Here is a 24,261-nt window from a genome sequence, read left to right on the forward strand (position 1 = left end):
TTCGTCGCTTTCAGCCGATAGATTGGCAGAAACCGAAAGAGTCGAATCTCAAAGCATTCGGGCGTCGCATAGAACTCCCAGAGCAGACCCCACATTTCTCATGTCCGTCGCTTGCTACCGCATCAGGCGCCTTCGCTCGCGCGATCCTTCCCGTGTTTGTAAGGTACATAATCGCCTCCCAAAAGGGGATTATGTACTTTACAAACGCCGCCCCGCTACGCTTGAGATAGGCTACTGGGGGATGCAAACCATGAAGCGTAGAACCACACTCACCGCGCTGCTCGTATCGTTGGCTACGATAGGCCTCATCTTGCTGGGGATTGGCCTTCTTGCTAGCGCGGGAATCGTAGCGAATAAGGGTACTTGGCCGCATATTGTCGGTGGCTTCATTGCGGTATCGATGATGCCGATAGCGTTTGTGGCGTTTCTGTCCTGTATGTTTTCAGTTCTGACCGCCCTTCTTCTTGCGGCTATGCCGCGAGAAAAGCTGATCCCGTATCTCAGAGCGTGGCCATTCAAGTTCTTGCTCTGGAAGGAAGTCAGAGAAAAGTTTGAACCTACCTCGAGCTAGGTCTGCTTCTTACTCGTTCGGTCTGAAGGTGGCAGTCGCTTTCGGATTTTGATCCCAGCATCAGCGCCTCATTAGGCGATTATCCGGTTGGCAAACCTGGGGTGACGGCTTGATCCGAGCGCCGCGATTGCACCATATTCGTCTGGGTGCGGTCTGGTATTAATCAGCGGCGGCCCTATGTCGTGCCAATCAACTTCCGTTCTTAGCTATAAGACGGCAGGACTAAAGTCTTGCGCCGTGAGCGCAAAGGTCTGATGTAACCGCTTTGGTTCCGTTCTTGTCCATTGGACGTTCCGTATTTTAGTCAAGCGAGATATTAGACCTACCGAAGTCAGCTTTCGTGCGCCACCCAGCCATGGCGGCCCGAACCGGCCCGTTCCATACCATAGCGGCACCCTATCAACCCCTGGGGCATGCCTTCAGGCCACCTCGATCGTCACCGGCACGGCCCGCCGCAGCGAGTTGCTGATCGCGGAAATCTCACCGGCTTTGTCGATGACCTTCCGGGGATCTGAACCGTCCAGTGTTTCGCAGGAAACGGTCATCGTGGCTGAGGTCGCCAGCAACGGCTTGCCGTCCAGGTTCACGGTCACGCTGACGGCAATCTTCCCCAGACCAACGCCCATCTCCTCGGCGACATAGCGCAGGTCGTTGCAGAAGCAGCCGCCGATCGCCAGCGCCAGCATCTGGGCGCCGTTGAAGCCCAGGCCCATGCCGCCGGCCTTGCCTTCGGGCCGGTCGACCACCACCGTATGTCCGCCGGCCCAGCCCATCGCGGCCTGCGTGCCCTCGACCGTGCGCAGTTCAACGGTTGCCGACATCATTGCTGGATCGCCCTCCCTGCGAAGCGCCGAAAGCGTCCGGCGCCCAGTCCTTCAAGCCGTGGCCGAGGCCGGCCTGTCTCCGGCCGGCGCCGATCCCGCAATATCGTCCAGGATCGGGCAGTCCGGCCGGTCGTCGCCATGGCAGGCGTGGATCAGCTTCTGCAGCGTCGCGCGCATCGACTGCAGCTCGCGCACCTTCTCCTCGATCGCACTGACATGGGCGGCGGCGATCTCGCGCACGTCATGGCTGGCGCGGCTGCGATCGCGGTAGAGCGCCATCAACTGGCGGCAATCGTCGATTGAAAAGCCGAGGTTGCGGGCGCGGCGCAGGAAGGCCAGCCGGTGGATGTCGTCGCTGGAATAATCGCGATAGCCATTGCCGGCGCGCGCCGGCGCGATCAGGCCGATCTCTTCATAGTAGCGGATGGTCTTGGCCGGCAGGCCGGACCGCACCGCGGCATCGCCAACATTCATAGTGGTTCCTCGATTCCGGGCCATCCGACAGGACCGCCCATTGTTTTTCCTTCACAATCCCGTGACCCCTGTTGCCGAAATGCCATAGTTGACGGCTTACCAGCAGGTAAGGTCTCGCATATAGGCATCGCGCGCTTGGCAAGCAAAGCAAATGCCAGCATGAATGATTTCAGGAAAAGCGGCCGCAACGTGCCGCTCGATTCTGGGCGGGGCATCGGACCATTTCATGCGCATGAAGTCATTTGCAATCGTCGCTGCACTTGCGTTGTCGACCGCGATCTCGGGTTGCAGCACGATCGGCTCGCAGCTCTTCAGCAACAACTACGGTGCGGTGAACGATGCAGGCTATCAGCTGCCGCGCATCCCGATCGAGAAAGTGCCGCTGAAGTACCACCGGCAGGAGGTGAACTACGACACCTCGGAAAAGCCGGGCACCATTGTCGTCGATACGCAGAACAAGTTTCTCTACTTCGTCGAAGGCGACGGCCGGGCGATCCGCTACGGCATCGGCGTCGGCCGCGAAGGTTTTGAATGGCACGGCACCGCCCACATCGCGCTGAAGCGCGAATGGCCGACCTGGACCCCGCCGCGGCAGATGATCCAGCGTCAGCCGGAACTGGCCAAGTTTGCCGGCGGCATGGAGCCGGGCCTGAAGAACCCGCTCGGCGCGCGCGCCATGTACCTGTTCAACAAGGGCGGCGACATGGGCTACCGCCTGCATGGCAGCCCGGAGTGGAATTCGATCGGCAAGGCGATGTCGTCGGGCTGCATCCGGCTGATGAACCAGGACATCATCGACCTCTACGACCGCACGTCGGTCGGCGCCAAGGTCATTGTGATGTGATTACAGTTCGTGCGCGGACCGTCTAGGCAACAACGGACGTCCCAAACAGAAAACCGGGCAATTTGGCCCGGTTTTTTGTTTTTTACGGCACTGGCGGAAGATGTACGCTGAGAACTCTCAGGAAACCTGTTCGACTTGCTGTACTTCCGGCACAAAGTGGCGGAGCAGGTTCTGGATGCCGTGCTTCAGCGTCGCCGTCGACGACGGGCAACCGGCGCAGGCGCCCTTCATGTGCAGGAACACAGTGCCGTTCTCGAAACCGCGGAAGGTGATGTCGCCGCCATCCTGGGCGACCGCCGGGCGCACCCTGGTATCGAGCAGTTCCTTGATGGTGATGACCAGTTCCTCGTCGGCCTTGTCGTAGAATTCGCCGGTCTGGCTGGTCTCGGCGGCGGGGCCGGCGTTGACCATGACAGGCGCGCCCGACATGAAATGCTCCATGATGGCGCCGAGGATTGCCGGCTTCAGATGCTGCCAGTCGGGGCCGTCCTTGGTCACGGTGATGAAGTCATAGCCGAAGAACACGCCGGTAACGCCGGGAATCTCGAACAGCCGGCCGGCCAGCGGCGAGGCGCTCGCTGCACTGTCGGCGTCGCGGAAGTCGGCGGTGCCTTCAACAAGCACTTCCTTGCCGGGCAGGAATTTCAGCGTTGCCGGGTTCGGCGTCGATTCGGTCTGGATGAACATGGCCGTCTCCGTGCCCCAGTCGGGCAGCTAGTTTGGAATAATTCTAAATAGGCTCAATCGGCTGGACATTCAAGCGAAACGCATCGCTCAAAGGGCTGGCTGGCGGAATGTTTTTGCTGGCCCGAGCACTCACATCGAGATGTGCCGAGATTCAGGTCAGGCCGAGTCGAAAATGGCGGTTTCCGAGAACCGGAGCGGAGCGTACTTGAAGTACGTGAGCACCGGAAGCGCAGGAAGCCGTCATTTGCAGGCCGGCCTCACCTGAATATCAGCATATCTCAGGCGAGGCTGTCGATCTCCTCGTCCGACAAATTCTGCGGCACCACTGTGACCGGAATAGGGAAGGCCGCGCCCTTGCCGGCGACAGCGCCGACCAGCGGTCCGGGACCTTCCTTGCCGGCGCCTGCCGCCAGCACCAGGATGGCGATATCCTGGTCTTCCTCGATCAGCTTGTGGATCTCTTCGGTCGGCTTGCCTTCGCGCACCACCATTTCGGGCTCGATGCCGAGCTTCTGGCGCACCTTGTTGGCATAGCCGTCCAGCGCCGCGCGCGCCGTGGCGTTGGCCTCCTCGCGCATGATCTTCTCGACGCCCAACCAGTGCTGGAAATCATCCGGCGTGATGATGTAGAGCAGCACCAGCGTGCCGCTGGTGCTCTGCGCCCGCTTCGAAGCGTAGGCGACGGCGCGCTCGCACTCCGGCGTGTCGTCGATGATCGTCAGGAATTTCCTGCGATGGCCGGCTTCGCGACTGAGGCGTTTGGAGACCATGTCTATCTACTCGATGCTATTTCGGCCGCAATCTGCCACCACGGCAGACCGGCGGCAAGCCGCCGGCCTTGTGCCAGTGTGGTGCAGTGCACTGTGACGGCTAGAGCATGATGCCGAAAAGTGTGAAGCGGTTTTCTCGGACAAACGGGAAACCGTTTGTCCAGGCATCATGCTCTATCTCTTTGATCTAGGGCCGGATTCAGATTTCAGGTCGATTCGACCTGAAATCATCCGGCTCTAGGCTCAGCCCTGCAGCAGGCCGATAATGTCGCGCACGGTCTTCATCGTGGTCTCGGCCAGCACCCCGGCTCGTTCGCCGCCATCCTTCAGCACCGCATCGACATAGGCGCGGTCGCCCTCGATGCGGCGCATCTCGCCGGCGATCGGCGCCAGCTTTTCCACGGCAAGGTCGGCCAGCGCCGGCTTGAACACGGAAAACTGCTGGCCGCCGAATTCCTTCAGCACGTCGGCCTTCGACATTTCGGCCAGCCCGGCATAGATGCCGACCAGGTTTTCCGCTTCCGGGCGGCTTTCCAGTCCGTCGACTTCGCTCGGCAAGGCCTCCGGGTCGGTCTTGGCCTTGCGAATCTTCTTCGAGATGGTGTCGGCATCGTCGGTCAGATTGATGCGCGACAGGTCGGACGGGTCCGATTTCGACATTTTCTTGGAGCCGTCGCGCAGGCTCATGATGCGCGCTGCTGGGCCGCCGATGACCGGTTCGGTGATCGGGAAAAAGCCGTTCACGGTCTCTTCGCCGACCTGCATCTCGACGCCGACGCCAAGGCTGGCGATCCGGTTCGAAAAGTCATTGTTGAATTTTTGCGCGATGTCGCGGGTCAGCTCCAGATGCTGCTTCTGGTCCTCGCCCACCGGCACATGGGTGGCGCGATAGAGCAGAATGTCGGCCGCCATTAGCGAGGGATAGGCAAGCAGCCCCAGCGAGGCATTCTCGCGGTCCTTGCCGGCCTTGTCCTTGAACTGCGTCATCTTGTTCATCCAGCCGATGCGCGCCACGCAGTTGAAGATCCAGGCAAGCTCGGCATGCTGCATCACCCGCGACTGGTTGAAGACGATGTGCTTCTTCGGATCGATGCCGGAGGCGAGGAAGGCGGCGGTGATCGAGCGGGTCTGGTCGGCGAGGTCGTCATGGACGAGTTGCGCGGTCAGCGAATGCAGGTCGACGACGCAATAGATGCAGTCGGACGTGTCCTGCAGGGCGACGAATTTCTTGATGGCGCCGAGATAGTTGCCGAGATGCAGATTGCCGGTCGGCTGGACGCCGGAAAAGACGAGCTGTTTGAAGGCGGTCATGGGTTCCTCATGGCTTGTGGAGGGCCGTTTCGCACGCGGCGAAAGTCTTGCGACGGCGCGCTTATGGACGAAGGCGTGGAGAGGATCAAGAGGCGGGGGATGGTCCCTGAGCAACTGTTTCAGGCGGACTACTTGTTCGTTTTGTTCGTATCACGCTTGTTGGGTCTGTATCTCGGCCTGACAGGTCCGCGCCGCCCCTCATTGTCCTGCCGGACATTTCTCCCTGTATCCGGACATTTCTCCCTGTATATTGACGGGGAGAAAGATGCAGCCGTCGCCGATTTCGCCATCACCAGCGTTGCCAGGGAGGCGCAAGCGCCCGCCCAGCTTCTTTCTCCCCGTTTACGGGGAGAAATGCCCGGCAGGGCAATGAGGGGCGGCGCCGACATCGACATTCATGATATGGTGGGATGTGTCTTGCAGATAATGAGAAGATGGATGCCTCTCGCAGCTGACGACGACGAGCAAAGCGCGCCCAAGCGCCCACACGCCCGCGAGATGCCGCTGGAGACAGCGGCACGGCTTCGCGCCGAGTTCGGAATCCAACTTAGCAAGCAGGCTCGCGAACCCCTGCCACGCTCGGTCTACGACGAATTGTCTGGCGACGACTGATGCTTGCCGAGCGAGTCGCTACGGTCCGCCTTACGGATCTGGAGACGGTTCCTTAACGGGTGGCACCTTGCCCGATCCGCGTTTCACATTGCGCCGGATCATGCCGAAATCGGCGCCGCCTGTGGCAAAGGCGGTGACGAAATAGAGCAGGGCGCCGCCGGCGACCAGCGCCAGCAGCGTCGTCGCCTTGATCACCAGTGGCGAGCCGGGGCCGAGCCTGACGGCCAGCCAATGCTCGGCGAAATAGAGTGCCGCTGCCATCACCGCCGCCGACAGCACCAGCCGGGGAATACGCTTCAACAGCGGCACGTCGCGCCCCCAGTGGCCGCGCCGGATCAGCACTGCAAGCAGCATCATAGCGTTAACCCAGCCGGCGACGGCCGATGCCACGGCAATGCCGGGTGCACCCATCCTCGGAAACAGCGTCAGCGCCGTGATCACGTTCACGCCGACCGAAATGGCGGCGAACATCATCGGCGTGCGCGTGTCCTCGCGGGCGAAATAGCCGGGGGTGAAGGCCTTGATCAGCACGAAGGCCGGCAGGCCGAGGCCAAAGATCGCCAGGATCGCCGCCACCGTCGGCGTCGAATGGTTGGCTGCGAAGGCGCCGCGCTCGTAGACCAGCCGCACGATCGGCTCTGCCATCACCCAGAGGGCTGCCGCCGCCGGCAAGGTCATGAACAAAGTGAACTCCACCGAGCGGTTCTGCAGATTGGCCGCCTCGACCAGATTGCCCGATTTCAGCGCCCGCGACAGTTCCGGCAAAAGCACGATCGCCACCGCGACGCCGACGACGCCGAGCGGCAGCTGGTAGATGCGGTCGGCGTAAGCCAGCGAGGACACGGCGCTGTCCTGCGCCGAGGCGATCGCCGTGCCGATCAGCTGGTTGATCTGGGTGATGCCGCCGGTGATCGCCGCCGGCAGCGCCAGGATCAGCAGCCGCTTGACGTTGGGCGTCATCTTCGGCCGGCGAAAGCCGATTGCGATGCCGGCATTGCGCACCGCGATCCAGACGATGGCGAGCTGCACCAACCCCGCCGCCAGGACGCCCCAGGACAGGCTGAAGCCGACATCATGCGCATCCATGCCGTGGTACCAGGCGTAACCGAGCACGCTGATCAGGATGATGTTGAGGAAGGCCGGTGCGACGGCAGCCGCGAAATAGCGGCGCAGCGAATTCAGCATGCCGGCCATCATGGCCGCGAGCGACATGCAGATGAGATAGGGGAACATGATCGTCGCAAGCAGGACGGTCGTCTCGAACTTGCCCGGCGTGTCGGCAAAGCCCGGCGCCACCAGATAGCGCACGATCAGCGGCATCGCCAGTTCCATGACGATGGTCAGCGCCAGCAGCGCCGAGAACAGCACGCCGAACACTTCCTCCGAAAAGCGCTTGGCGCCGTCGGTGCCGTGGGTCTCGATCTCCTTGGCAAACAGCGGCACGAAGGCGGCGTTGAACGCGCCCTCGGCAAACAGCCGGCGGAACGTGTTGGGAAACTGGAACGCGGCGTTGAAGGCGTCCGCCACCGGCCCGGTGCCGAGTGCGGCCGCCATCAGCATTTCGCGGCCAAAGCCGAGCGCGCGGCTCATCAGCGTGCCGGACGCAACTGTGGCGAATTTCTTGACGAGGCTCATGCGCGCGGAGATTGCCTAGATGATTGGGAGAAAGGGGGTGATTGGGACAAAGTGATGGTCACTCGGCCGCCGCCTTGGCCTTGCCGCCGCGCTCGGGGGCCACGCCCTCGAGCGCTGTGATAAGCCTGGTGCGGATGGCGGCGGTGCGCGCCGGGCTGTCGATCTTCTGTCCCGTCAGGTCGGTGACATAGAAGGTGTCGATGACCTTCTCGCCGAAGGTGGTGATGTGGGCCGAGGCGATGTCGAGCGACAGGTCGGACAGCGTTCCGGTGATCTCCGACAACAGCCCGGGCCGGTCCAGGCCCTCGACCTCGATCACCGAAAACCGGTTCGACAGCGTGTTGCGGATCTCGGCGCGCGGCGGAATCCTGAACACCTTGGCGCCGCGCCGCGGCCTGGTGCGTTTCTCGATCATCTCCGGCAGCCAGCTCTTGCCCGACAGCACGTCCTCGATCAGCCGGCCGACGCGCTCGGCGCGGCGGCGCTCGTCCTCGTCGCGGTCGAACTCCCTGGAGATCAGGATGATGTCCAGCGCGCGGCCGTCGGATGTGGTGAAGATCTGCGCGTCGACGATGTTGCCGCCGGCCCCCGCACAGGCGCCGGCAATGACAGAGAGCAGGCGCGGATGGTCCTGCGCCAGCACGGTGATCTCGGTCACCGCCTCGAACTGGTGGGTCCTGACGACGGTGGCGAGCTTCTTGCCCGCCGCGTCCGCCTCGCGGATGAATTCGGCATGGCGCAGCTGATCGGCAAGATCGACGGTCAAGAGGTAATTCTCATAATGCAGGCCGACATAGCGCTTGCGCGCCTTGTCCGGCCAGTCGGCAAGCGCCTCGGCCAGCCGTTCGCGTGATGCCGCCGTGCGCTGGGCGCGCGACACTTCCGAAAAGCCGCCGGTCAACAAGAGTTCGGTCTCGTAGTAGAGCGTGCGCAGGAGCTGGCCTTTCCAGCCGTTCCAGACGCCCGGACCGACGCCTCTGATGTCGCATACGGTGAGAATCAGCAGCATCTTCAGCCGTTCGACCGACTGCACGATCGCAGCGAAATCCTCAATCGTCTTGCGGTCGTTGAGGTCGCGGGTCTGCGCCGTCATCGACATGACGAGATGGTTCTCGACCAGCCAGGCGACGGTCTCGGTGTCGGCCGCCGACAGGCCCATATGCGGACAGATGCGCCGCGCGATCCGGGCGCCGGCCTCGGAGTGATCCTCGGGCCTGCCCTTGGCGATGTCATGCAACAGCACGGCGACATAAAGCGCCTCGCGGCTTTTCTTCAGCCCCGGCATCAGCGTGTGCGACAGCGGATGCACCTTTTCGCCATCGCCGCGCTCGATCTCGGCCAGCACGCCGATGCAGCGGATCAGGTGCTCGTCCACCGTATAGTGGTGGTACATCGAGAACTGCATCATGGCGACGATCTTGCCGAAGTCGGGGATCAGCTTGCCGAGCAGGCCCGCCTCGTTCATGCGCCGCAAATTGAGCTCGGCATTGCGGTCCGAGGTCAGGATGTCGAGGAACAGCCGGTTGGCTTCCACGTCGCGCCGCAGCGACTTGTTGACGAGACCGAGCGAACGGGTGAGCAGCTTCAGTGCATCGGGATGGAATTCCAGCCCGTGCTTGTCGGCAAACCAGAACAGCCTGAGCAGATTGACCGGGTCGCGCTCGAAGACTGTGTCGTCGGCGACGTTGATGCGATGGTTGTCGACGATGAAATCAGAGGTGCCGGCCAGCTTGCGCTTGCGGCGCTGGAAGGTGAGGAAGATGCGGTTGAAGCCCGGCACGTGCTTGGCCTGCTCTTCCTCGAGCGCGGCGCAGAAGATGCGGGTCAGGTCGCCGACATCCTTGGCGACGAGAAAATAGTGCTTCATGAAGCGCTCGACCGCCGACAGGCCGGGATGGGTGGTGTAACCGAGACGCTCGGCGATTTCGCGCTGGATGTCGAAATGCAGCCGTTCCTCGGGCTTGCCGGTGAGGAAATGCATGTGGCAGCGCACCGCCCACAGAAAGTCCTCGGCCTTGAGGAACTCCCTGTATTCGGCCTCGGTGAAAACGGCCTTGTCGACCAACTCCTCGCCGGTGCGCACGCGATAGAAGTATTTCGCGATCCAGAACAGCGTCTGCAAATCGCGCAGGCCGCCCTTGCCGTCCTTGACGTTGGGCTCGACCAGATAGCGGCTTTCGCCGGCCTTGGCATGGCGCTCGTCGCGCTCGGCGAGCTTGGCCTGCACATATTCCGGCCCGGTGGTGCGCACCACTTCATGGTCGAAGCGGATCAGCAATTCGTCAAAGAGCTTTTGCTCTCCCCACAGGAACCGGGCCTCCAGGATCGAGGTGCGGATGGTGATGTCGCTGCGCGACAGCCTCAGGCATTCGTCGATGTTGCGGGTGGCGTGGCCGACCTTCAGCCCGAGGTCCCACAGCATATAGAGCATGTATTCGACGATCTGTTCGCCCCACGGCGTCTGCTTGTAGGGCAGCAGGAACAAGAGGTCGATGTCGGAACCCGGCGCCAGCGTGCCGCGACCATAGCCGCCGACCGCGACGACGGCCATGCGTTCGGCGGTCGACGGGTTTTTCACCCGATAGACATGGGTCGCGGCGAACTCGTAGAGGGCACGGATGATCTCGTCCATGAGATGCGACAGCCGGGCAGCACAGGCCGCGCCGCTGCCATCGTCCATCAGCATGCGCTCGGCGATCTTGCGGCCCTCGGTCAGGCGTCCCTTCAACAGCTTGAGCGCACCGACGCGCGCGCCGGACTCGGCGCCGTTGCCGGCCGAGGTCAGCGCCGTCATCTCGCGGCGCAAGGCCTCGCTGTCGATCAGCTCGTCGAGCTTGAGGGAGATTTTTGCCATAGATTGCCGGTTGGCCTCGCCTTTGCGCGGCGTCTATAGCGCGTTTTCGCGGCGCTGTGTATGGGGCCGACGGACGCGTCGGCCGCGATACTCGAACGGAATGATTTTCTCCCGCCGTAACCGGAAGAGATCGGCGATTTGCCGCGCCAGTCGCCTTATCTCGATCCCTATCTTGGCCGCAATCGGCTTGTGGCGTTTCGTGCTCATCCCGCTTGCCACCCGTTCCTCTGCGCGCTCCTGTTTGAGCAGGCTCGGCAATTGCACCGGTTCGCCGCCAAGGAACTGAGCCTGCAGGCACAAAGCCGGCACAAGCTGATAAATGATCTTGTCGGACGAAGTCGCAAAACGCGGATTGAAGACGAGATGATCGACGGGCATGGCGATCTCATTCGTCGCCTCGATGAGGTCTCGTGCAGCCTGTCTCGACAGGATGTACCCGGCCGCGCCGATATGGACGGCGTGCAGCCTGCTCGCAGAAAAACCGTGGCCACAAGCGACCCCCTTGCGTGAGATCACGGTTCGATTGAAGAATGTTTCCAGCTTGACAATGTCCGCATCGGCGGGGATCCAGGCCATATCGGCAAGCAAAGCGCCGGCATTGTCAGAGAAGACGACATCGTCCTCGAAGATGGCGCCATAGGCGTCATCGCCTGCCGCGATCATCGACCAGCACTGTTTGTGACTGAGCAGGCAAGCGATCTCGGTGTCGGCCATACGCAAACGCTTTTTCCTTTGCGGCATTTCGGCCAGATCAGGCCGATCGCGCGCGTCGATGGCGACGACCCGTTCAAAGGCGACGCCGATGCGGGCGAACTCGGCCGTCATATGGGCGAGGCGGTCGCGGGACCGATCGAGATTGATGACCAGGCATTTCATGTGGGTGGGTTCGATGCAGCGGATGCAGTTGGTCGCGTCCATAACATAGGAAAGAAATTGCGTAAGCGACTTTTCCCTCGATGCCGTCCGATGGCGGCCATGATCGAAAAGTGGAAATCGCCCCTTGACCTTCCAGTTACTGGAAGCACTACCTCCGCATCCAGACAGACATGAAGGCATTTATTCGATGGCGCATTCCGAGCATCACCACCATGGCGGCTGCTGTGCGGCAAAGGCGGCTGCACCGGCCCCCGAGGCCGTGGTGCGCGATCCCGTCTGCGGCATGAGCGTCGATCCGGCAGCGGGCAAGCCGTCGGTCGAGCATGGCGGTCGCCTCTTTCACTTCTGCAGCGAGGGCTGCCGCACGAAATTCGTCGCTGAGCCTGAAAAATACCTGACCGCCATCGACCCTGTTTGCGGAATGAGCGTCGACCGCGCCACCGCGAAGCATTTTCTCCGGCACGAAGGCCAGGGTTTCTATTTCTGCTCGGCCGGTTGCCAGGCGAAGTTCGGGGCCGAGCCGCAAAAATATCTCGGCGACAGGCCGGCACCGCTGCCAATGCCGAAAGGCACGCAATACACCTGCCCGATGCATCCCGAGATCATTCGCGACAAGCCCGGCTCGTGCCCGATCTGCGGCATGGCGTTGGAGCCGATGGGCGTACCCACTGGCGATGAGGGCCCGAATCCGGAACTGGTCGACTTCACCAGGCGCTTCTGGGTCAGTACGGTGCTGTCCGTGCCGCTGCTGATCGTCGCCATGGCGCCGATGCTCGGCCTGACCTTCCAGGCCTTTGTCGACGACCGCACGATGGTTTGGCTCGAACTGGCGCTGGCGAGCCCCGTGGTACTGTGGGCGGCCTTCCCGTTCTTCCATCGCGGATGGGATTCACTGGTCAACCGCAGCCCCAACATGTGGACGCTGATTTCGCTCGGTGTGGGTGCCGCCTATCTCTACAGCGTCGTGGCGACACTGTTTCCGGACATCTTTCCGCATCAGTTCCGCGGTCATGGCGGCACCGTGCCGGTCTATTTCGAGGCCGCTGCCGTCATCGTCGCGCTGGTGTTCCTTGGTCAGGTCCTCGAATTGCGGGCGCGCGAAAAGACCGGCTCGGCCATCCGCGAGCTACTCGACCTGGCGCCAAAGACGGCACGGCTGATTGGAGCGGATGGCTCCGAGACCGACGTGCCGCTCGACGCCGTCAAGGCCGGCGACCGGCTGCGCATCCGCCCGGGCGATGCCGTGCCGGTCGACGGCATCGTGCTTGAGGGTCGCTCCTCAGTCGACGAATCGATGATCTCGGGCGAGCCGCTGCCGGTGGAAAAGACCGAAGGCGATGCCTTGACCGGCGGCACGCTCAACAAGAACGGTTCGCTGATCATGCGCGCCGAAAAGGTCGGCGCCGAGACCACGCTGGCGCGCATCGTCGAACTGGTGGCCAAGGCGCAGCGTTCGCGCGCGCCAATCCAGGCCCTGGCCGACCGCGTCTCCTTCTACTTCGTGCCTGCGGTCGTGCTGGTCGCGCTCGCCGCCTTTGCTGCCTGGGCCGTCTTCGGCCCCGAGCCCAGCCTGATCTTCGCCATCGTCTCGGCGGTCTCGGTCCTGATCATCGCCTGTCCCTGTGCACTCGGCCTGGCGACGCCGATGTCGATCATGACCGCCACCGGCCGCGGGGCGCACGCCGGTGTGCTGATCAAGGAAGCGGCAGCGCTCGAGCGCTTTGCCTCCGTAGATACGCTCATTGTCGACAAGACCGGCACCTTGACCGAAGGCAAGCCGCGCCTGACCGATGTCGTCGCGGTCGGAGGCTTGTCGGAGAATGAATTGCTGACGCTCGCCGCCGGCCTGGAAAAAGGCTCGGAGCATCCGCTGGCCGAAGCCATTGTCGGCGGCGCCGGTGAGCGTGGCCTGACAATCGAAGAGGCCAGTGGCTTCGAAGCCGTCACCGGCAAGGGCGTGTCCGGCATGGTCTCGGGTAGACAGGTTGCGCTCGGCAACGCCGCCATGATGGCCGATCTCGGCATCGACACCGCTTCGCTGTCGGCCAGGGCCGAGGCGCTGCAGGCCGAAGGCAAGACCGTGATGTTCGTTGCCGTCGACAAAAAACTGGCCGGCATCGTCGCTGTCGCCGACCCGATCAAGGCAACGACGGCCGAGGCGATCCGGGCGCTGCACGACAGGGGACTGAAGATCATCATGGCGACCGGCGACAATGAGCGCACGGCGCGCGCCATCGCCAAAAGCCTCGGCATCGACGACGTGCGCGCCGGCCTGCTGCCGGAGCAGAAGGCGGCATTGGTCGAGGAACTGCGCGCCAAGGGCACCGGCGTCGCCATGGCCGGCGACGGCGTCAACGACGCACCCGCACTTGCCGCCGCCGATGTCGGCATCGCCATGGGCACGGGCGCCGACGTTGCGGTCGAAAGCGCGGGGATCACCCTGGTCAAGGGCGACCTCAACGGCATCGTCAGGGCCCGCACGCTCGCTCAGGCGACGATCCGCAACATCCGCCAGAACCTGTTTTTCGCCTTCCTCTACAATGTGCTTGGCGTGCCGGTCGCCGCCGGCGTGCTCTACCCGCTGACCGGCACACTTTTGTCGCCGATGCTGGCGGCGGCGGCGATGAGCCTGTCCTCGGTTTCGGTGATAGCCAACGCATTACGGTTGAGGACATTGAAACTCTAGGCGAAGCCCCCAAATACGAAGTCCAATCAACAGGAGATCATGGATGACCTTGGCTAGGAAGATCGTACTTTTGCTGATGGCGGCGGGAATGCTGCTTGCCGTTTTCCTCGAAAGCGTTCCGGCGCAATCCGAAGAGATGAAACATGACATGGGCGCGATGGCGACAGACGCGACCAGTCCGTCGACCGAAGGCTACAAGGCGGCGATGGACAAGATGCATGCTGACATGATGGCCTCGCAATATACCGGCAATGCCGATGCCGATTTTGTGCGCGGCATGATCCCGCATCATCAGGGCGCGATCGACATGGCCAAGGTGGAACTTGCCAATGGCAAGGATCCCGAAATCCGCAAACTGGCCGAAGGCGTCATCGCCGCCCAGGAAGCCGAGATCAAGCAGATGCAGGCTTGGCTCGCCGCCAATCCGGTGAAGTAGTGCAGCAGTTGCCGTGCGGGAGAGATCCATTCTGGATTTCTCCCTGTGCCTGTGATGGCATACGCACCGACCGCCACTCCAGCAATTCCAGGAAAAGTGCGAGCGGTTTTCCGTTCGGAATTGCGTAAACAAAGATAGAGCCTCTATGCCCACGACGATCAGAACCACCACGCTGCCTTCGGGCGAGGCCGTCCAGGTGCTGGGACAGGGCACATGGAAGATGGGCGAGGATTCCCGCCGCCGTGCCGGCGAGGTCAACGCCCTGAAGCTCGGGCTGGACCTCGGCATGACGCTGATCGACACCGCCGAAATGTATGCCAGCGGCGGTGCCGAGGAGGTGGTGGCTGAGGCCATTGCCGGGCGTCGCGACGACCTCTTTCTCGTTTCGAAAGTGCTGCCGTCAAACGCCTCGCGCGCCGGCGTGGCGCGGGCCTGCGAAAACAGCCTGAAGCGCCTGCGCACCGACCGCATCGATCTCTATCTGCTGCACTGGCCGGGCAGCGTGCCTCTGTCTGAAACCGTCGAGGCTTTCGAAGCGCTGAAAAAGGCCGGCAAGATCCGCCACTGGGGCGTCAGCAATTTCGACACTGACGAGATGGAGGAGCTGACCGGGCTGCGCTCGGGCGGCAATGTCCAGACCAATCAAGTGCTCTACAATCTGTCGCGGCGCGGCCCCGAATTCGATCTCGCGCCATGGAGCCGGCAGCGTGGCATTCCGCTGATGGCCTATTCGCCGGTCGAGCAGGGCGCGCTGGCTCGCAATGCCAGGCTGGAGACCATCGCCGCCCGCCACAACGCCACGGCGGCACAGATCGCGCTTGCCTGGGTGGTGGCGCAGCCAGGTGTTATCGCCATCCCGAAGGCCAGCAGCCAGGACCATGTCCGCCAGAATGTCGCCGCGCTCGACATCAAGCTCACCGGCGAAGACCTCACCGAGCTCGACCGCGCCTTCCCGCCGCCGACCCGCAAGCGCGGGCTGGAGATGATCTAGAGCAATTCTGCGTTTCCGCGAAACGGCGAACTGCTCTAAGGAAACAGGCTTTCGGAAGAGATTTTCCAGCGAAACAGAGAGTGGGCATTGGAACGAATTTCAGCTGGGCCTCGTCACACCGCGTACAAAATCGGCGATATCACGGTCACGTCGCTGCGTGACGGTTACGTCGACATGCCAATCAGGCGGCTGCGCCAGCCGGGAGATATTGCATTCGGCGATGACCTGCCATCGCAGGTATCACTCGTCGACGGTGCGCTCAGGCTATCGGTCAACGCCTTTGCCATCGATGACGGTAACGACATCACGCTCATCGACACGGGCTCCTCGAACGCCTGGCACCCGACAATGGGGCATCTGCCCGAGGCGCTGCGCGAGGCGAAGATGGCCATCGCTCGGATTCGGACCGTTGCCTTCACCCACACCCATCTCGACCATATCCACGGGCTGATCCTTGCCGATGGTCGGGACGGCTTCCAGCAGCTCTCTCGTCTGCTTGTCCCGCGCGCTGAGCTCGGCATGTTCCGGGAAGTGGCGAGGCTGGAACGCTTCCACGATCGCGCCCAGCCTCTCGACGCCGGACAGCGTCTGGGCGCGAACATCGAGACCATCGCCGCCGTCGGCCATGAAGTCGGGCACACGTGCTTTCGCGTGACGAGCGCCGGCGAAACACTGTTGATTTGGGGCGACACCGTGCATGTGCCGTCGCTTCAGTTCGATCGCCCGGAGATCGCCTGGGAATTCGACGCCGACCGGGAGCAGGCGCGCGCAAGCCGATTGCGACTGTTGGCCCTTGCCGCCGACAACGCCTGCTTCGTTGCGGGAGCGCATCTCGATTCACCTGGAGTCGGTCGGGTTTCCCGAACTGAAACGGCCTTCCGCTTCGAACCTGTCTAGATATCGTCACCTGCTGTCAGCCCCAACCGCATACGCGTCCTGCGCAGCGCGCGCGAAAACATGCCGGCATCGTCGACGGCGCGGGCAAGCGTGAGCGCGCCCTGGATGGCGGCGACGGCTTCTTCGGCAAGCTCGGCTGCCTCGGTCGCTCGGTGCCCGTCTCGCGCCAGCGCATCGGCGAGGTGCCCGACCCAGCGGCCGAAATAGTCCCTGATCTGGCTGGCGAAGAGATCGCGCGATTCCTCCAGCGCGAAGGCGCCGATAAGGCACACGCGGCGCCCCGAGCGGAAATAGCTGTCGGTCGCCTCGAACATATGCTCGATCCCGGCTCGCGGATCGGTGCAGTCGCGCAAGGGTGCGAAGACATTGTCCTCGAACCAGCCGTCGATATGGGCGATGACGGCCCCTGCCATCTCTTCCTTGCCGCCGGGGAAGAAGTGGTAAAGGCTTCCCTTGCCCAGCCCCGTCGCCGCGCCGATCAGCGCGATGCTCGCGCCCTCATAGCCGTGTTCGCGAAAGACCTCAGCCACCATCGCCAGCAGCTGGTCGCGGTCGGGTGCGATGCGCCGCATTAGCGACTTTACAGCCCGAGTTCGGTCAGGCCCGGATGGTCGTCGGGCCGGCGGCCGAGCGGCCAGTGGTATTTGCGCTCGCTTTCGGCAATGGGCAGGTCGTTGATGCTGGCGACGCGGCGGCGCATCAGCCCGGCGGCGTCGAACTCCCAGTTTTCATTGCCATAGGAGCGGAACCAGTGGCCGCTGTCGTCGCGCCATTCATAGGCAAAGCGCACCGCGATGCGGTTGTCGTTCCAGGTCCAAACCTCCTTGATCAGGCGGTAGTCGAGCTCGCGCGCCCATTTGCGCTTGAGAAAGCCGACGATCTCGCTTCTGCCGGCGACAAATTCGGCGCGATTGCGCCAGGTGCTGTCCTCGGTATAGGCGAGCGAAACCCGTTCCGGGTCGCGGCTGTTCCAGGCGTCTTCCGCGAGGCGCGCCTTCTGTGCAGCGGTCTCGGCGGTAAAGGGCGGCAGCGGCGGACGGCTCATGGAATTCTCCCATCGGCAAAGGCGATGAGAGGCATTGTACCGTTTGGTACAGTCGGGTCAAGGCCAATGGTCAAAGGCCTGAGTTAGGCTAGGGTTTCCCCGCCAGCCCCTTCAGTCGATAGAGCGCCTCCAGCGCCTCGCGCGGCGTCATCTCGTCGGGATTGATCTCACCAAGTGCTGCGCCCAATGCGTCAGTCTTCGCCGGCTTGGGCGCTTCCCGCCTCGCCGCCACCGAAAACAGCGGCAGATCGTCTACAAGCCGGTTGGTCTTGCCCGAAACCTCGCCTTCTTCCAACTGGTGCAGCACCTCCTTGGCGCGACCGACCACCGCTTCCGGCAGTCCCGCCAAGCGGGCCACTTGCACGCCGTAGGAACGGTCGGCGGCACCCTTGCCGACCTCGTGCAGGAAGACCACGTCGCCTTCCCATTCCTTGACCCGCATGGTGACATTGTGCAGTCGTGGCAGTTTACCAGACAGTGCCGTCATTTCGTGGAAATGGGTGGCAAAGATAGCCCGGCAGCGGTTCTTCTCATGCAGGTACTCGACCGCCGCCCAGGCAATCGACAGGCCGTCGAAAGTGGCGGTGCCGCGGCCGATTTCATCCAGGATCACCAGCGCCCGTTCGCCGGCCTGGTTGAGGATCGCGGCCGTCTCGACCATCTCAACCATGAAAGTCGAGCGTCCGCGGGCCAGATCGTCCGAGGCGCCGACGCGCGAGAACAGCCGGTCGACGACGCCAATATGGGCCGATGTCGCCGGCACGAACGAGCCGGTCTGGGCGAGGATGGCGATCAGCGCGTTTTGCCTGAGGAACGTCGACTTACCGCCCATGTTGGGGCCGGTCAGCAGCCAGATGGCGCCGGCCTTGGCGCCGCCTTGCGGCGACAGGTCGCAATCATTGGCGACGAACGGCCCTTCGCCTGAACGCCGCAGCGCCTGTTCCACCACCGGATGGCGCCCGCCTGAAATCTCGAAGGCAAGGCTGGCATCGACCAGCGGCCGGCACCAGGCTTCGCTCTCCGACAAGAGCGCCAGCGCCGCCGACACGTCGAGCACGGCGAGCGCATCGGCGCCGGCGCGGATCTTTTGCGCCTCGCCGACCGCCTCGGCCGTCAGCGTGTCGAAGGCGGCAAGCTCGATGCTGAGCGCCCGGTCGGCGGCATTGGCGATCTTGGTCTCGAGCTCGGCAAGTTCGGTCGTGGTGAAACGCATGGCGTTGGCCATGGTCTGGCGGTGGATGAAGCGCGCCTTGGCGCCGTCGCTGCCGGTCATGATCGAATGGTGGTTGGCGGTCACCTCGATGTAGTAGCCCAGCACATTGTTGTGCCGGATCTTCAGCGAGCGGATGCCGGTCTCGTCGATCAGCGAGCGCTCCAGTCCGGCTATGACCTTTCGCGACTCATCGCGCAGCGCCCGCATCTCGTCGAGTTCGGCATGGTAGCCGCCGCGCACGAAGCCGCCGTCGCGTCGGAGCAGCGGCAGTTCCTCGCCGAGCGCTTGCGTCAGATGCTGGGCCAGCGCGGTCGGCAGCGCTTGAATAGCAGCAAGGGCTTCCGCCAATTCATGCGGCAAACTAGTGGTCGCAACGATTTCGGCAATCGCGCCTGCCGCCTCGAAGCCGGCGCGCAGCGCGCCGAGGTCGCGCGGCCCGCCACGGTTGAGGGCCAGCCGCGACAGTGCTCGCGGCATGTCGGCGACGCTTTTCAGGCTTGAGCGCACCGCTTGGCAAACGTGAGTCTCCGCACGGAAGAACGACACCGAATCGAGCCTGGCAGCGATCGCTGCCGGGTCGGTCAGCGGCGCCATCAGCCGGTCGGCCAGCAGCCTTGCGCCGCCGCCGGTCACCGTGCGGTCGATCGCCTTGAACAGCGAGCCGTCGCGGCTGCCCGACAGCGTGCGCAACAGCTCCAGATTGCCGCGCGTCGCCGGATCGATGAACAGCGTCGAGCCCTGTTCCTCGCGCTCAGGACGCGACAGCGGCGGCCGCTCAGCCTTCTGCGTCTTTTCGACATAGGCGATGGCGCCGGAGATCGCCGACAGTTCGGCGCGCGAGAAGGCGCCGAAACTGTCCGGTGTCGCCACCTCGAAGAAACGCGCGATCCTGCCTGCGGCCGAAGCCGAATCGAACAGCGACGGCGGCTGCGGACTGGCGACGCGGCCGATGACGTCGAACACCGCCTTCAGTTCGGGATCGTAAAACACCGGCTCGGCGACAATCAGCTCGCGCGGATCGACGCGAAACACATCGGCCAGCAGGCGGTCGGCCGTGGTCTCGGCAACGCGAAAAACGCCGGTCGAGATCTCGATCCAGGCCAGCGCAAAGGCGTGTTCGCTGCTGCCGCCCTTCACCCGTCCCAGCGCCATCAGGAAGCTTGATTCCGATGGCGCGAGCAGTTTGTCCTCGGTGATGGTGCCGGGTGTGACCAGCCGCACCACGTCGCGGCGCACCACCGATTTGCCGCCGCGCTTCCTGGCTTCCGCCGGATCCTCGATCTGCTCGCAGACGGCAACGCGAAAACCTTGGCCGATCAGCTTCTGCAGATAGTCGTCGGCCGCATGCACCGGCACGCCGCACATAGGAATGTCATGGCCCTGGTGCTTGCCGCGCTTGGTCAAGACGATGCCCAGCGCCCGGCTCGCCTTCTCGGCATCGTCGAAGAACAGCTCGTAGAAATCGCCCATGCGGTAGAACAAGAGCGAATCCGGGTTCGCCGCCTTGATCTCGATATACTGCTCCATCATCGGCGTGACGCTGCCGGAGGCGGACGCCGGCGGTGTCACCTCGGGGGCGTCGGTTTCTGCTGAAGTGTGCATGTTCATGCCGGCACGCTAGCAGATGTGGATGCGGGGTTTAATGCCGGCGGCTCGAAAAGCAGGGGACGACCGGGCCTCTCTTGCCATTGACAGGCAGCGCCGCCGGCATTGCAAGGCGCTGGTGGTCGGCATAATCATCCATCGGGGTTGGTGAGGCGGATTATGGACGGGGTTGGCCGGAAATCGTTTGAGGAAACGTTCGGGGCGACCGGCTCGCCGACCGATCGCATGAGGCATCATGCCGGCCGGGCGCTTGACCGCCTCAAGCGTTCGGTACGCAAGCGCTTGCCTTTTGTGCTTCCGCAAAGCGGCCCTCTTTCCGATCTCGATGGCGACATGCAGGTGGCCGTTCATCTGGTCGGCCACGATCCACTGATCATCTACACACCGATCGGCGGACAGCGGCCGCTCGCAACCATCGCCGCCATCGGCCGGCGGCTGGCCTCGCGGCGGGCCGCATTCCTGATGATGCCGAGTTGGACACTCGAACGACCGCATATCGTTGAACAAATAGGCGGAGATCTCGCGTGGTATCGCCAGCGCTTCCCGCTGCATGAGCTGATTTTTCTGTGCAACACCGAGGAGGAACGCCGACGTGTCATCGCGGTCGGAGGCACGGCGATCTTTTCCAATCACAATCTGATGGTCTCGGAGGACATTTTCCGGCCTTTGCCTGAGGTTCCGGTCGAATTCGACGCCGTCTACAATGGCCGCATCTCGTACACCAAGCGTCATTATCTCGCCTTCGACGTCGAAAGATTGCTCCATATCACTGTATCGATCGGCGAATTGCCCGCCTCCGGCGATCGCGCCTTCATTCGACGCCTGCAGGCTCAGTCGCCTCTGCATCATATCGCCAACCCGATCGTCGATGGCCTGACCGACCGGCTGACGCCGCAGCAGGTCAATCGCGCCTACAACCAGGCCGCGGTTGGGCTGTGCCTGTCGGCGGCGGAAGGGGCGATGTGTTCCAGCATGGAGTATATGATGGCCGGACTGCCAGTGGTGAGCACGCCAAGCCTTGGCGGCCGCGATGTCTATTTCGACCCAGACTATTGCATCATCGCCGAGCCTGAGCCGGCGGCGATCCGGCGCGCGGTCGAAGAATTGCGTGACCGCGCCATTCCGCGCGAAGAGATTCGTGCACGCACAATGGCGAAGGTGTGGCCTCAGCGGCGGGAACTCATGGCTTTCCTGTCGGCGTTGCGCGAACGCATGGGAGGCACGGAGCCGCCGCTTTCCGAATGGCCCTTCCCCGGGACCGGTACGCTGCGTCGGTGGGCGACGGTGCGCCAGCATGCCCGGGAGATCGCAGCGCTGTAGAAACGCGGCATCGGCATCGAGCGATCTGGTGCGCGTTGAAGCAGCTTCGCCGCGCTTGGCGGTTTACAGCGGTGGCGTGTAGCCTTAATCCGGAAGTTCAAAAATACGCACCCGTCTCAAGGGTCCGGCACCGGTGAGGAAATCAAAAGCATCATGGCCAAGAAAACCGAAAACAGCGGCCCGTCCGTCAGCGCCCAGGAGGCGCTGGAATTCCACGCCATGGGCCGCCCCGGCAAGCTGGAGGTCGTCGCCACCAAGCCGATGGCCACGCAGCGCGATTTGAGCCTCGCTTATTCGCCTGGCGTCGCGGTTCCGGTCCTGGCCATCGCCGAGGACCCCAGCCGCGCCTTCGATTACACGACGCGCGGCAACATGGTCGCCGTCATCTCCAACGGCACCGCCATTCTCGGCCTCGGCAATCTCGGAGCGCTGGCCTCCAAGCCGGTCATGGAGGGCAAGGCGGTGCTGTTCAAGCGCTTCGCCGATGTCGATTCCATCGATCTCGAGGTCGACACCGAGGATGCCGACGAGTTCATCAATTGCGTGCGCTACCTCGGCCCCTCCTTCGGCGGCATCAACCTCGAGGACATCAAGGCGCCGGAGTGCTTCATCATCGAGCAGCGCCTGCGCGAGCTGATGGACATCCCGGTCTTCCATGACGACCAGCACGGCACCGCCATCATCTCGGCCGCCGGCCTGATCAATGCGCTAGAGATCACCGGCCGCGACATGAAGACCACGAAAATGGTCTGCAACGGTGCCGGTGCCGCCGGCATCGCCTGCATCGAACTGTTGAAGGCGATGGGCTTCGCGCCGGAAAACATCACCTTGTGCGATACCAAGGGCGTCGTCTTTCAGGGCCGCACCGAAGGCATGAACCAGTGGAAGTCGGCGCATGCGATCAAGACCGAGGCGCGCAGCCTCGCCGAGGCGCTCGACGGCGCCGACATCTTCCTCGGCCTTTCCGCCAAGGGCGCGCTGACCACCAAGATGGTGCAGTCGATGGCCAAGAACCCGATCATCTTCGCCATGGCCAATCCCGACCCGGAGATCACGCCCGAGGAAGTGACCGAGATCCGCACCGACGCCATCATGGCCACCGGCCGGTCGGACTATCCGAACCAGGTCAACAACGTGCTCGGCTTCCCCTACATCTTCCGTGGCGCGCTGGATGTGCGGGCGACAACCATCAATGACGACATGAAGATCGCCGCGGCACGCGCACTGGCAGCCCTCGCGCGCCAGGACGTGCCCGATGACGTCGCCGCCGCCTATCAGGGCAACCGGCCGAAATTCGGTCCCAACTACATCATCCCGGTGCCGTTCGACCCGCGCCTGATCTCGGCCATCCCGCTCGCCGTGGCCAAGGCGGCTATGGATTCGGGCGTCGCCCGCAAGCCGATTCTCGATCTCGACCGCTACGCGCAGGAGCTTTCCGCACGCCGCGACCCGATCGCCTCCACCTTGCAGCGCATCTACGACCGTGTGCGCCGCCAGCCCAAGCGCATCGTCTTTGCCGAGGGCGAGGAAGAGCAGGTGATGCGCGCCGCGGTCTCCTATGTGAACCAGAAGCTCGGCACGGCAATCCTGCTTGGCCGCGACGATGTCATCAAGGAGAATGCCAGGCACGCCGGCATCGACTTGAACAAGCAAGGCATCGAGATCATCAATGCCCGGCTGTCGCGCCGCAACGGCATCTACACCGACTTTCTCTACGAACGCATGCAGCGCAAAGGCTTCCTGTTCCGCGACTGCCAGCGGCTGATCAACAACGATCGCAACCATTTTGCCGCCTGCATGGTGGCGCTGGGCGATGCCGACGGCATCGTCACCGGTGTCACCCGCAACTACTCGACCGCGCTCGACGACATCCGCCGCATCATCGACGCCAAGCCCGGCCACCGCGTCATCGGCGTGTCGATCGTGCTGGCGCGGGGCAAGACGGTGCTCGTCGCCGACACCGCCGTGCACGACATGCCCAATGCCGAACAGATCGCCGACATCGCCGAGGAGGCGGCTGGCTTCGCCCGCCGCATGGGTTATGAACCGCGGCTTGCCATGCTCGCCTATTCCACCTTCGGCCATCCGCAGGGCGAGCGCTCCGAGCGCGTGCAGGAAGCGGTGCGCATCCTCGACAAGCGCCGGGTCGATTTCGAATATGATGGCGAAATGGCCGCCGACGTCGCGCTCAATGCGCGCGCCATGGCGCAGTATCCGTTCATCAGGCTCACCGGCCCGGCCAATGTGCTGATCATGCCGGCGTTTCACTCTGCCTCGATCTCGACCAAGATGCTGCAGGAGCTCGGCGGCTCCACCGTCATCGGCCCGCTACTGGTCGGCTTGAACAAACCGGTACAGATCGTCTCGCTCAACGCCAAGGACTCAGACATCGTCAACATGGCGGCGATCGCGGCCTATACGGCAGGAGCTTGACGAGCGGTCCGCGCTGCGGACTGTCTTTTTCTGCTTGGGCAGAGTCGCTGGCGTTGGCAGTGGCTCGCGTCGCCGAACGCTTGCACCGATGGCCTATTCGCGCCGCCCCATAAGAGATTGATAAGATTCAGCTGATATAAAACCCCTCTCGCCGACTTGCCGTTACGGCATCTACGG

20 protein-coding genes are annotated in these 24,261 nt (G+C 63.3%); 9 read left to right on the top strand and 11 right to left on the bottom strand.

Annotated features, from left to right (window positions below):
• Positions 1–250: 250 nt before the first annotated feature.
• Positions 251–571, top strand: coding sequence for a hypothetical protein (locus AC1DXM_RS13650; RefSeq protein WP_477233519.1), 321 nt, complete (start codon positions 251–253; stop codon positions 569–571).
• A 419-nt stretch (positions 572–990) separates the two neighbouring features.
• Here the strand turns inward: AC1DXM_RS13650 and AC1DXM_RS13655 are convergent, their stop codons facing one another.
• Together AC1DXM_RS13655 and cueR are read right to left on the bottom strand one after the other, a co-directional pair.
• On the bottom strand, positions 991–1,395 hold the full coding sequence (locus AC1DXM_RS13655; protein WP_477233520.1) for an OsmC family protein: 405 nt from the start codon (positions 1,393–1,395) through the stop codon (positions 991–993).
• Positions 1,396–1,446: 51 nt separating this feature from the next.
• On the bottom strand, positions 1,447–1,869 hold the full coding sequence (cueR, locus tag AC1DXM_RS13660; RefSeq protein WP_477233521.1) for a Cu(I)-responsive transcriptional regulator: 423 nt from the start codon (positions 1,867–1,869) through the stop codon (positions 1,447–1,449).
• A gap of 226 nt (positions 1,870–2,095) precedes the next feature.
• Here cueR and AC1DXM_RS13665 point away from each other — a divergent pair, with 226 nt between their 5' ends.
• On the top strand, positions 2,096–2,713 hold the full coding sequence (locus AC1DXM_RS13665) for a L,D-transpeptidase (protein ID WP_477233522.1): 618 nt from the start codon (positions 2,096–2,098) through the stop codon (positions 2,711–2,713).
• A gap of 117 nt (positions 2,714–2,830) precedes the next feature.
• Here the strand turns inward: AC1DXM_RS13665 and AC1DXM_RS13670 are convergent, their stop codons facing one another.
• The 3 genes from AC1DXM_RS13670 to trpS form a co-directional block, all read right to left on the bottom strand.
• On the bottom strand, positions 2,831–3,400 hold the full coding sequence (locus tag AC1DXM_RS13670; protein ID WP_112560600.1) for a NifU family protein: 570 nt from the start codon (positions 3,398–3,400) through the stop codon (positions 2,831–2,833).
• A gap of 278 nt (positions 3,401–3,678) precedes the next feature.
• Complete coding sequence (locus AC1DXM_RS13675; protein WP_023672856.1) at positions 3,679–4,170, bottom strand: universal stress protein; 492 nt, start codon at positions 4,168–4,170, stop codon at positions 3,679–3,681.
• Positions 4,171–4,413: 243 nt separating this feature from the next.
• Positions 4,414–5,481 (bottom strand): tryptophan--tRNA ligase, encoded by a 1,068-nt coding sequence (gene trpS / locus AC1DXM_RS13680; protein ID WP_477233523.1) that lies wholly within the window; start codon positions 5,479–5,481, stop codon positions 4,414–4,416.
• A 63-nt stretch (positions 5,482–5,544) separates the two neighbouring features.
• Here trpS and AC1DXM_RS13685 point away from each other — a divergent pair, with 63 nt between their 5' ends.
• The gene (locus AC1DXM_RS13685) at positions 5,545–6,093 is read left to right on the top strand and encodes a hypothetical protein (RefSeq protein WP_477233524.1); all 549 of its coding nucleotides are present in this window, start codon (positions 5,545–5,547) and stop codon (positions 6,091–6,093) included.
• Positions 6,094–6,123: 30 nt separating this feature from the next.
• Here the strand turns inward: AC1DXM_RS13685 and murJ are convergent, their stop codons facing one another.
• The 3 genes from murJ to AC1DXM_RS13700 are packed head-to-tail and all read right to left on the bottom strand — an operon-like array spanning position 6,124 to position 11,638.
• The gene (gene murJ / locus AC1DXM_RS13690) at positions 6,124–7,728 is read right to left on the bottom strand and encodes a murein biosynthesis integral membrane protein MurJ (RefSeq protein WP_477233525.1); all 1,605 of its coding nucleotides are present in this window, start codon (positions 7,726–7,728) and stop codon (positions 6,124–6,126) included.
• Between the two features lie 58 nt (positions 7,729–7,786).
• Positions 7,787–10,582: a [protein-PII] uridylyltransferase gene (locus AC1DXM_RS13695; RefSeq protein ID WP_477233526.1), complete on the bottom strand. Its 2,796-nt coding sequence runs from the start codon at positions 10,580–10,582 to the stop codon at positions 7,787–7,789.
• Between the two features lie 33 nt (positions 10,583–10,615).
• Complete coding sequence (locus AC1DXM_RS13700) at positions 10,616–11,638, bottom strand: glycosyltransferase family 25 protein (RefSeq protein WP_477233527.1); 1,023 nt, start codon at positions 11,636–11,638, stop codon at positions 10,616–10,618.
• Positions 11,639–11,645: 7 nt separating this feature from the next.
• On the opposite strand from AC1DXM_RS13700, the gene AC1DXM_RS13705 reads away from it, so the two are divergent.
• The 4 genes from AC1DXM_RS13705 to AC1DXM_RS13720 all read left to right on the top strand — a co-directional run bounded on the left by AC1DXM_RS13705 (position 11,646) and on the right by AC1DXM_RS13720 (position 16,468).
• Positions 11,646–14,144, top strand: coding sequence for a heavy metal translocating P-type ATPase (locus AC1DXM_RS13705; RefSeq protein WP_477233528.1), 2,499 nt, complete (start codon positions 11,646–11,648; stop codon positions 14,142–14,144).
• Between the two features lie 43 nt (positions 14,145–14,187).
• Entirely contained in the window at positions 14,188–14,580 is a 393-nt protein-coding gene (gene copM / locus AC1DXM_RS13710) for a CopM family metallochaperone (protein ID WP_477233529.1), read from the top strand.
• Positions 14,581–14,725: 145 nt separating this feature from the next.
• A complete protein-coding gene (locus AC1DXM_RS13715; RefSeq protein WP_477233530.1) occupies positions 14,726–15,571 on the top strand; it encodes an aldo/keto reductase in 846 nt (281 codons plus the stop codon).
• A gap of 87 nt (positions 15,572–15,658) precedes the next feature.
• Positions 15,659–16,468 (top strand): MBL fold metallo-hydrolase, encoded by an 810-nt coding sequence (locus tag AC1DXM_RS13720; protein WP_477233531.1) that lies wholly within the window; start codon positions 15,659–15,661, stop codon positions 16,466–16,468.
• Here AC1DXM_RS13720 and AC1DXM_RS13725 read toward each other — a convergent pair.
• The 3 genes from AC1DXM_RS13725 to mutS all read right to left on the bottom strand — a co-directional run bounded on the left by AC1DXM_RS13725 (position 16,465) and on the right by mutS (position 20,334).
• The gene (locus AC1DXM_RS13725) at positions 16,465–17,040 is read right to left on the bottom strand and encodes a TetR/AcrR family transcriptional regulator (RefSeq protein ID WP_477233532.1); all 576 of its coding nucleotides are present in this window, start codon (positions 17,038–17,040) and stop codon (positions 16,465–16,467) included. The two genes, AC1DXM_RS13720 and AC1DXM_RS13725, sit on opposite strands and share 4 nt — an antisense overlap.
• An 8-nt stretch (positions 17,041–17,048) precedes the next feature.
• Positions 17,049–17,513 carry a nuclear transport factor 2 family protein gene (locus tag AC1DXM_RS13730; protein ID WP_477233533.1) on the bottom strand — a complete coding sequence of 155 codons (465 nt, stop codon included), beginning with the start codon at positions 17,511–17,513 and terminating at the stop codon, positions 17,049–17,051.
• Positions 17,514–17,601: 88 nt separating this feature from the next.
• Positions 17,602–20,334 (bottom strand): DNA mismatch repair protein MutS, encoded by a 2,733-nt coding sequence (gene mutS / locus AC1DXM_RS13735; protein ID WP_477233534.1) that lies wholly within the window; start codon positions 20,332–20,334, stop codon positions 17,602–17,604.
• 222 nt (positions 20,335–20,556) lie between these two features.
• On the opposite strand from mutS, the gene AC1DXM_RS13740 reads away from it, so the two are divergent.
• Positions 20,557–21,651, top strand: a complete 1,095-nt coding sequence (locus AC1DXM_RS13740) for a glycosyltransferase (RefSeq protein WP_477233535.1) — start codon at positions 20,557–20,559, stop codon at positions 21,649–21,651.
• 153 nt (positions 21,652–21,804) lie between these two features.
• Positions 21,805–24,084, top strand: a complete 2,280-nt coding sequence (locus tag AC1DXM_RS13745; protein ID WP_477233536.1) for an NADP-dependent malic enzyme — start codon at positions 21,805–21,807, stop codon at positions 24,082–24,084.
• Positions 24,085–24,261 lie beyond the last annotated feature (177 nt).

The organism is Mesorhizobium sp. P3_A2 (genome assembly GCF_056403115.1).

Coding starts and splice junctions, on each gene's coding strand:
- AC1DXM_RS13665 (WP_477233522.1), top strand. CDS start 2,096: ATGCGCATGAAGTCATTTGCAATCGTCGCTGCACTTGCGTTGTCGACC.
- mutS (WP_477233534.1), bottom strand. CDS start 20,334: ATGAACATGCACACTTCAGCAGAAACCGACGCCCCCGAGGTGACACCG.
- AC1DXM_RS13705 (WP_477233528.1), top strand. CDS start 11,646: ATGGCGCATTCCGAGCATCACCACCATGGCGGCTGCTGTGCGGCAAAG.
- AC1DXM_RS13725 (WP_477233532.1), bottom strand. CDS start 17,040: ATGCGGCGCATCGCACCCGACCGCGACCAGCTGCTGGCGATGGTGGCT.
- AC1DXM_RS13700 (WP_477233527.1), bottom strand. CDS start 11,638: ATGCCTTCATGTCTGTCTGGATGCGGAGGTAGTGCTTCCAGTAACTGG.
- AC1DXM_RS13655 (WP_477233520.1), bottom strand. CDS start 1,395: ATGATGTCGGCAACCGTTGAACTGCGCACGGTCGAGGGCACGCAGGCC.
- trpS (WP_477233523.1), bottom strand. CDS start 5,481: ATGACCGCCTTCAAACAGCTCGTCTTTTCCGGCGTCCAGCCGACCGGC.
- AC1DXM_RS13745 (WP_477233536.1), top strand. CDS start 21,805: ATGGCCAAGAAAACCGAAAACAGCGGCCCGTCCGTCAGCGCCCAGGAG.
- AC1DXM_RS13675 (WP_023672856.1), bottom strand. CDS start 4,170: ATGGTCTCCAAACGCCTCAGTCGCGAAGCCGGCCATCGCAGGAAATTC.
- AC1DXM_RS13730 (WP_477233533.1), bottom strand. CDS start 17,513: ATGAGCCGTCCGCCGCTGCCGCCCTTTACCGCCGAGACCGCTGCACAG.
- AC1DXM_RS13740 (WP_477233535.1), top strand. CDS start 20,557: ATGAGGCATCATGCCGGCCGGGCGCTTGACCGCCTCAAGCGTTCGGTA.
- murJ (WP_477233525.1), bottom strand. CDS start 7,728: ATGAGCCTCGTCAAGAAATTCGCCACAGTTGCGTCCGGCACGCTGATG.
- AC1DXM_RS13695 (WP_477233526.1), bottom strand. CDS start 10,582: ATGGCAAAAATCTCCCTCAAGCTCGACGAGCTGATCGACAGCGAGGCC.
- cueR (WP_477233521.1), bottom strand. CDS start 1,869: ATGAATGTTGGCGATGCCGCGGTGCGGTCCGGCCTGCCGGCCAAGACC.
- AC1DXM_RS13670 (WP_112560600.1), bottom strand. CDS start 3,400: ATGTTCATCCAGACCGAATCGACGCCGAACCCGGCAACGCTGAAATTC.
- copM (WP_477233529.1), top strand. CDS start 14,188: ATGACCTTGGCTAGGAAGATCGTACTTTTGCTGATGGCGGCGGGAATG.
- AC1DXM_RS13650 (WP_477233519.1), top strand. CDS start 251: ATGAAGCGTAGAACCACACTCACCGCGCTGCTCGTATCGTTGGCTACG.
- AC1DXM_RS13715 (WP_477233530.1), top strand. CDS start 14,726: ATGCCCACGACGATCAGAACCACCACGCTGCCTTCGGGCGAGGCCGTC.
- AC1DXM_RS13685 (WP_477233524.1), top strand. CDS start 5,545: ATGGACGAAGGCGTGGAGAGGATCAAGAGGCGGGGGATGGTCCCTGAG.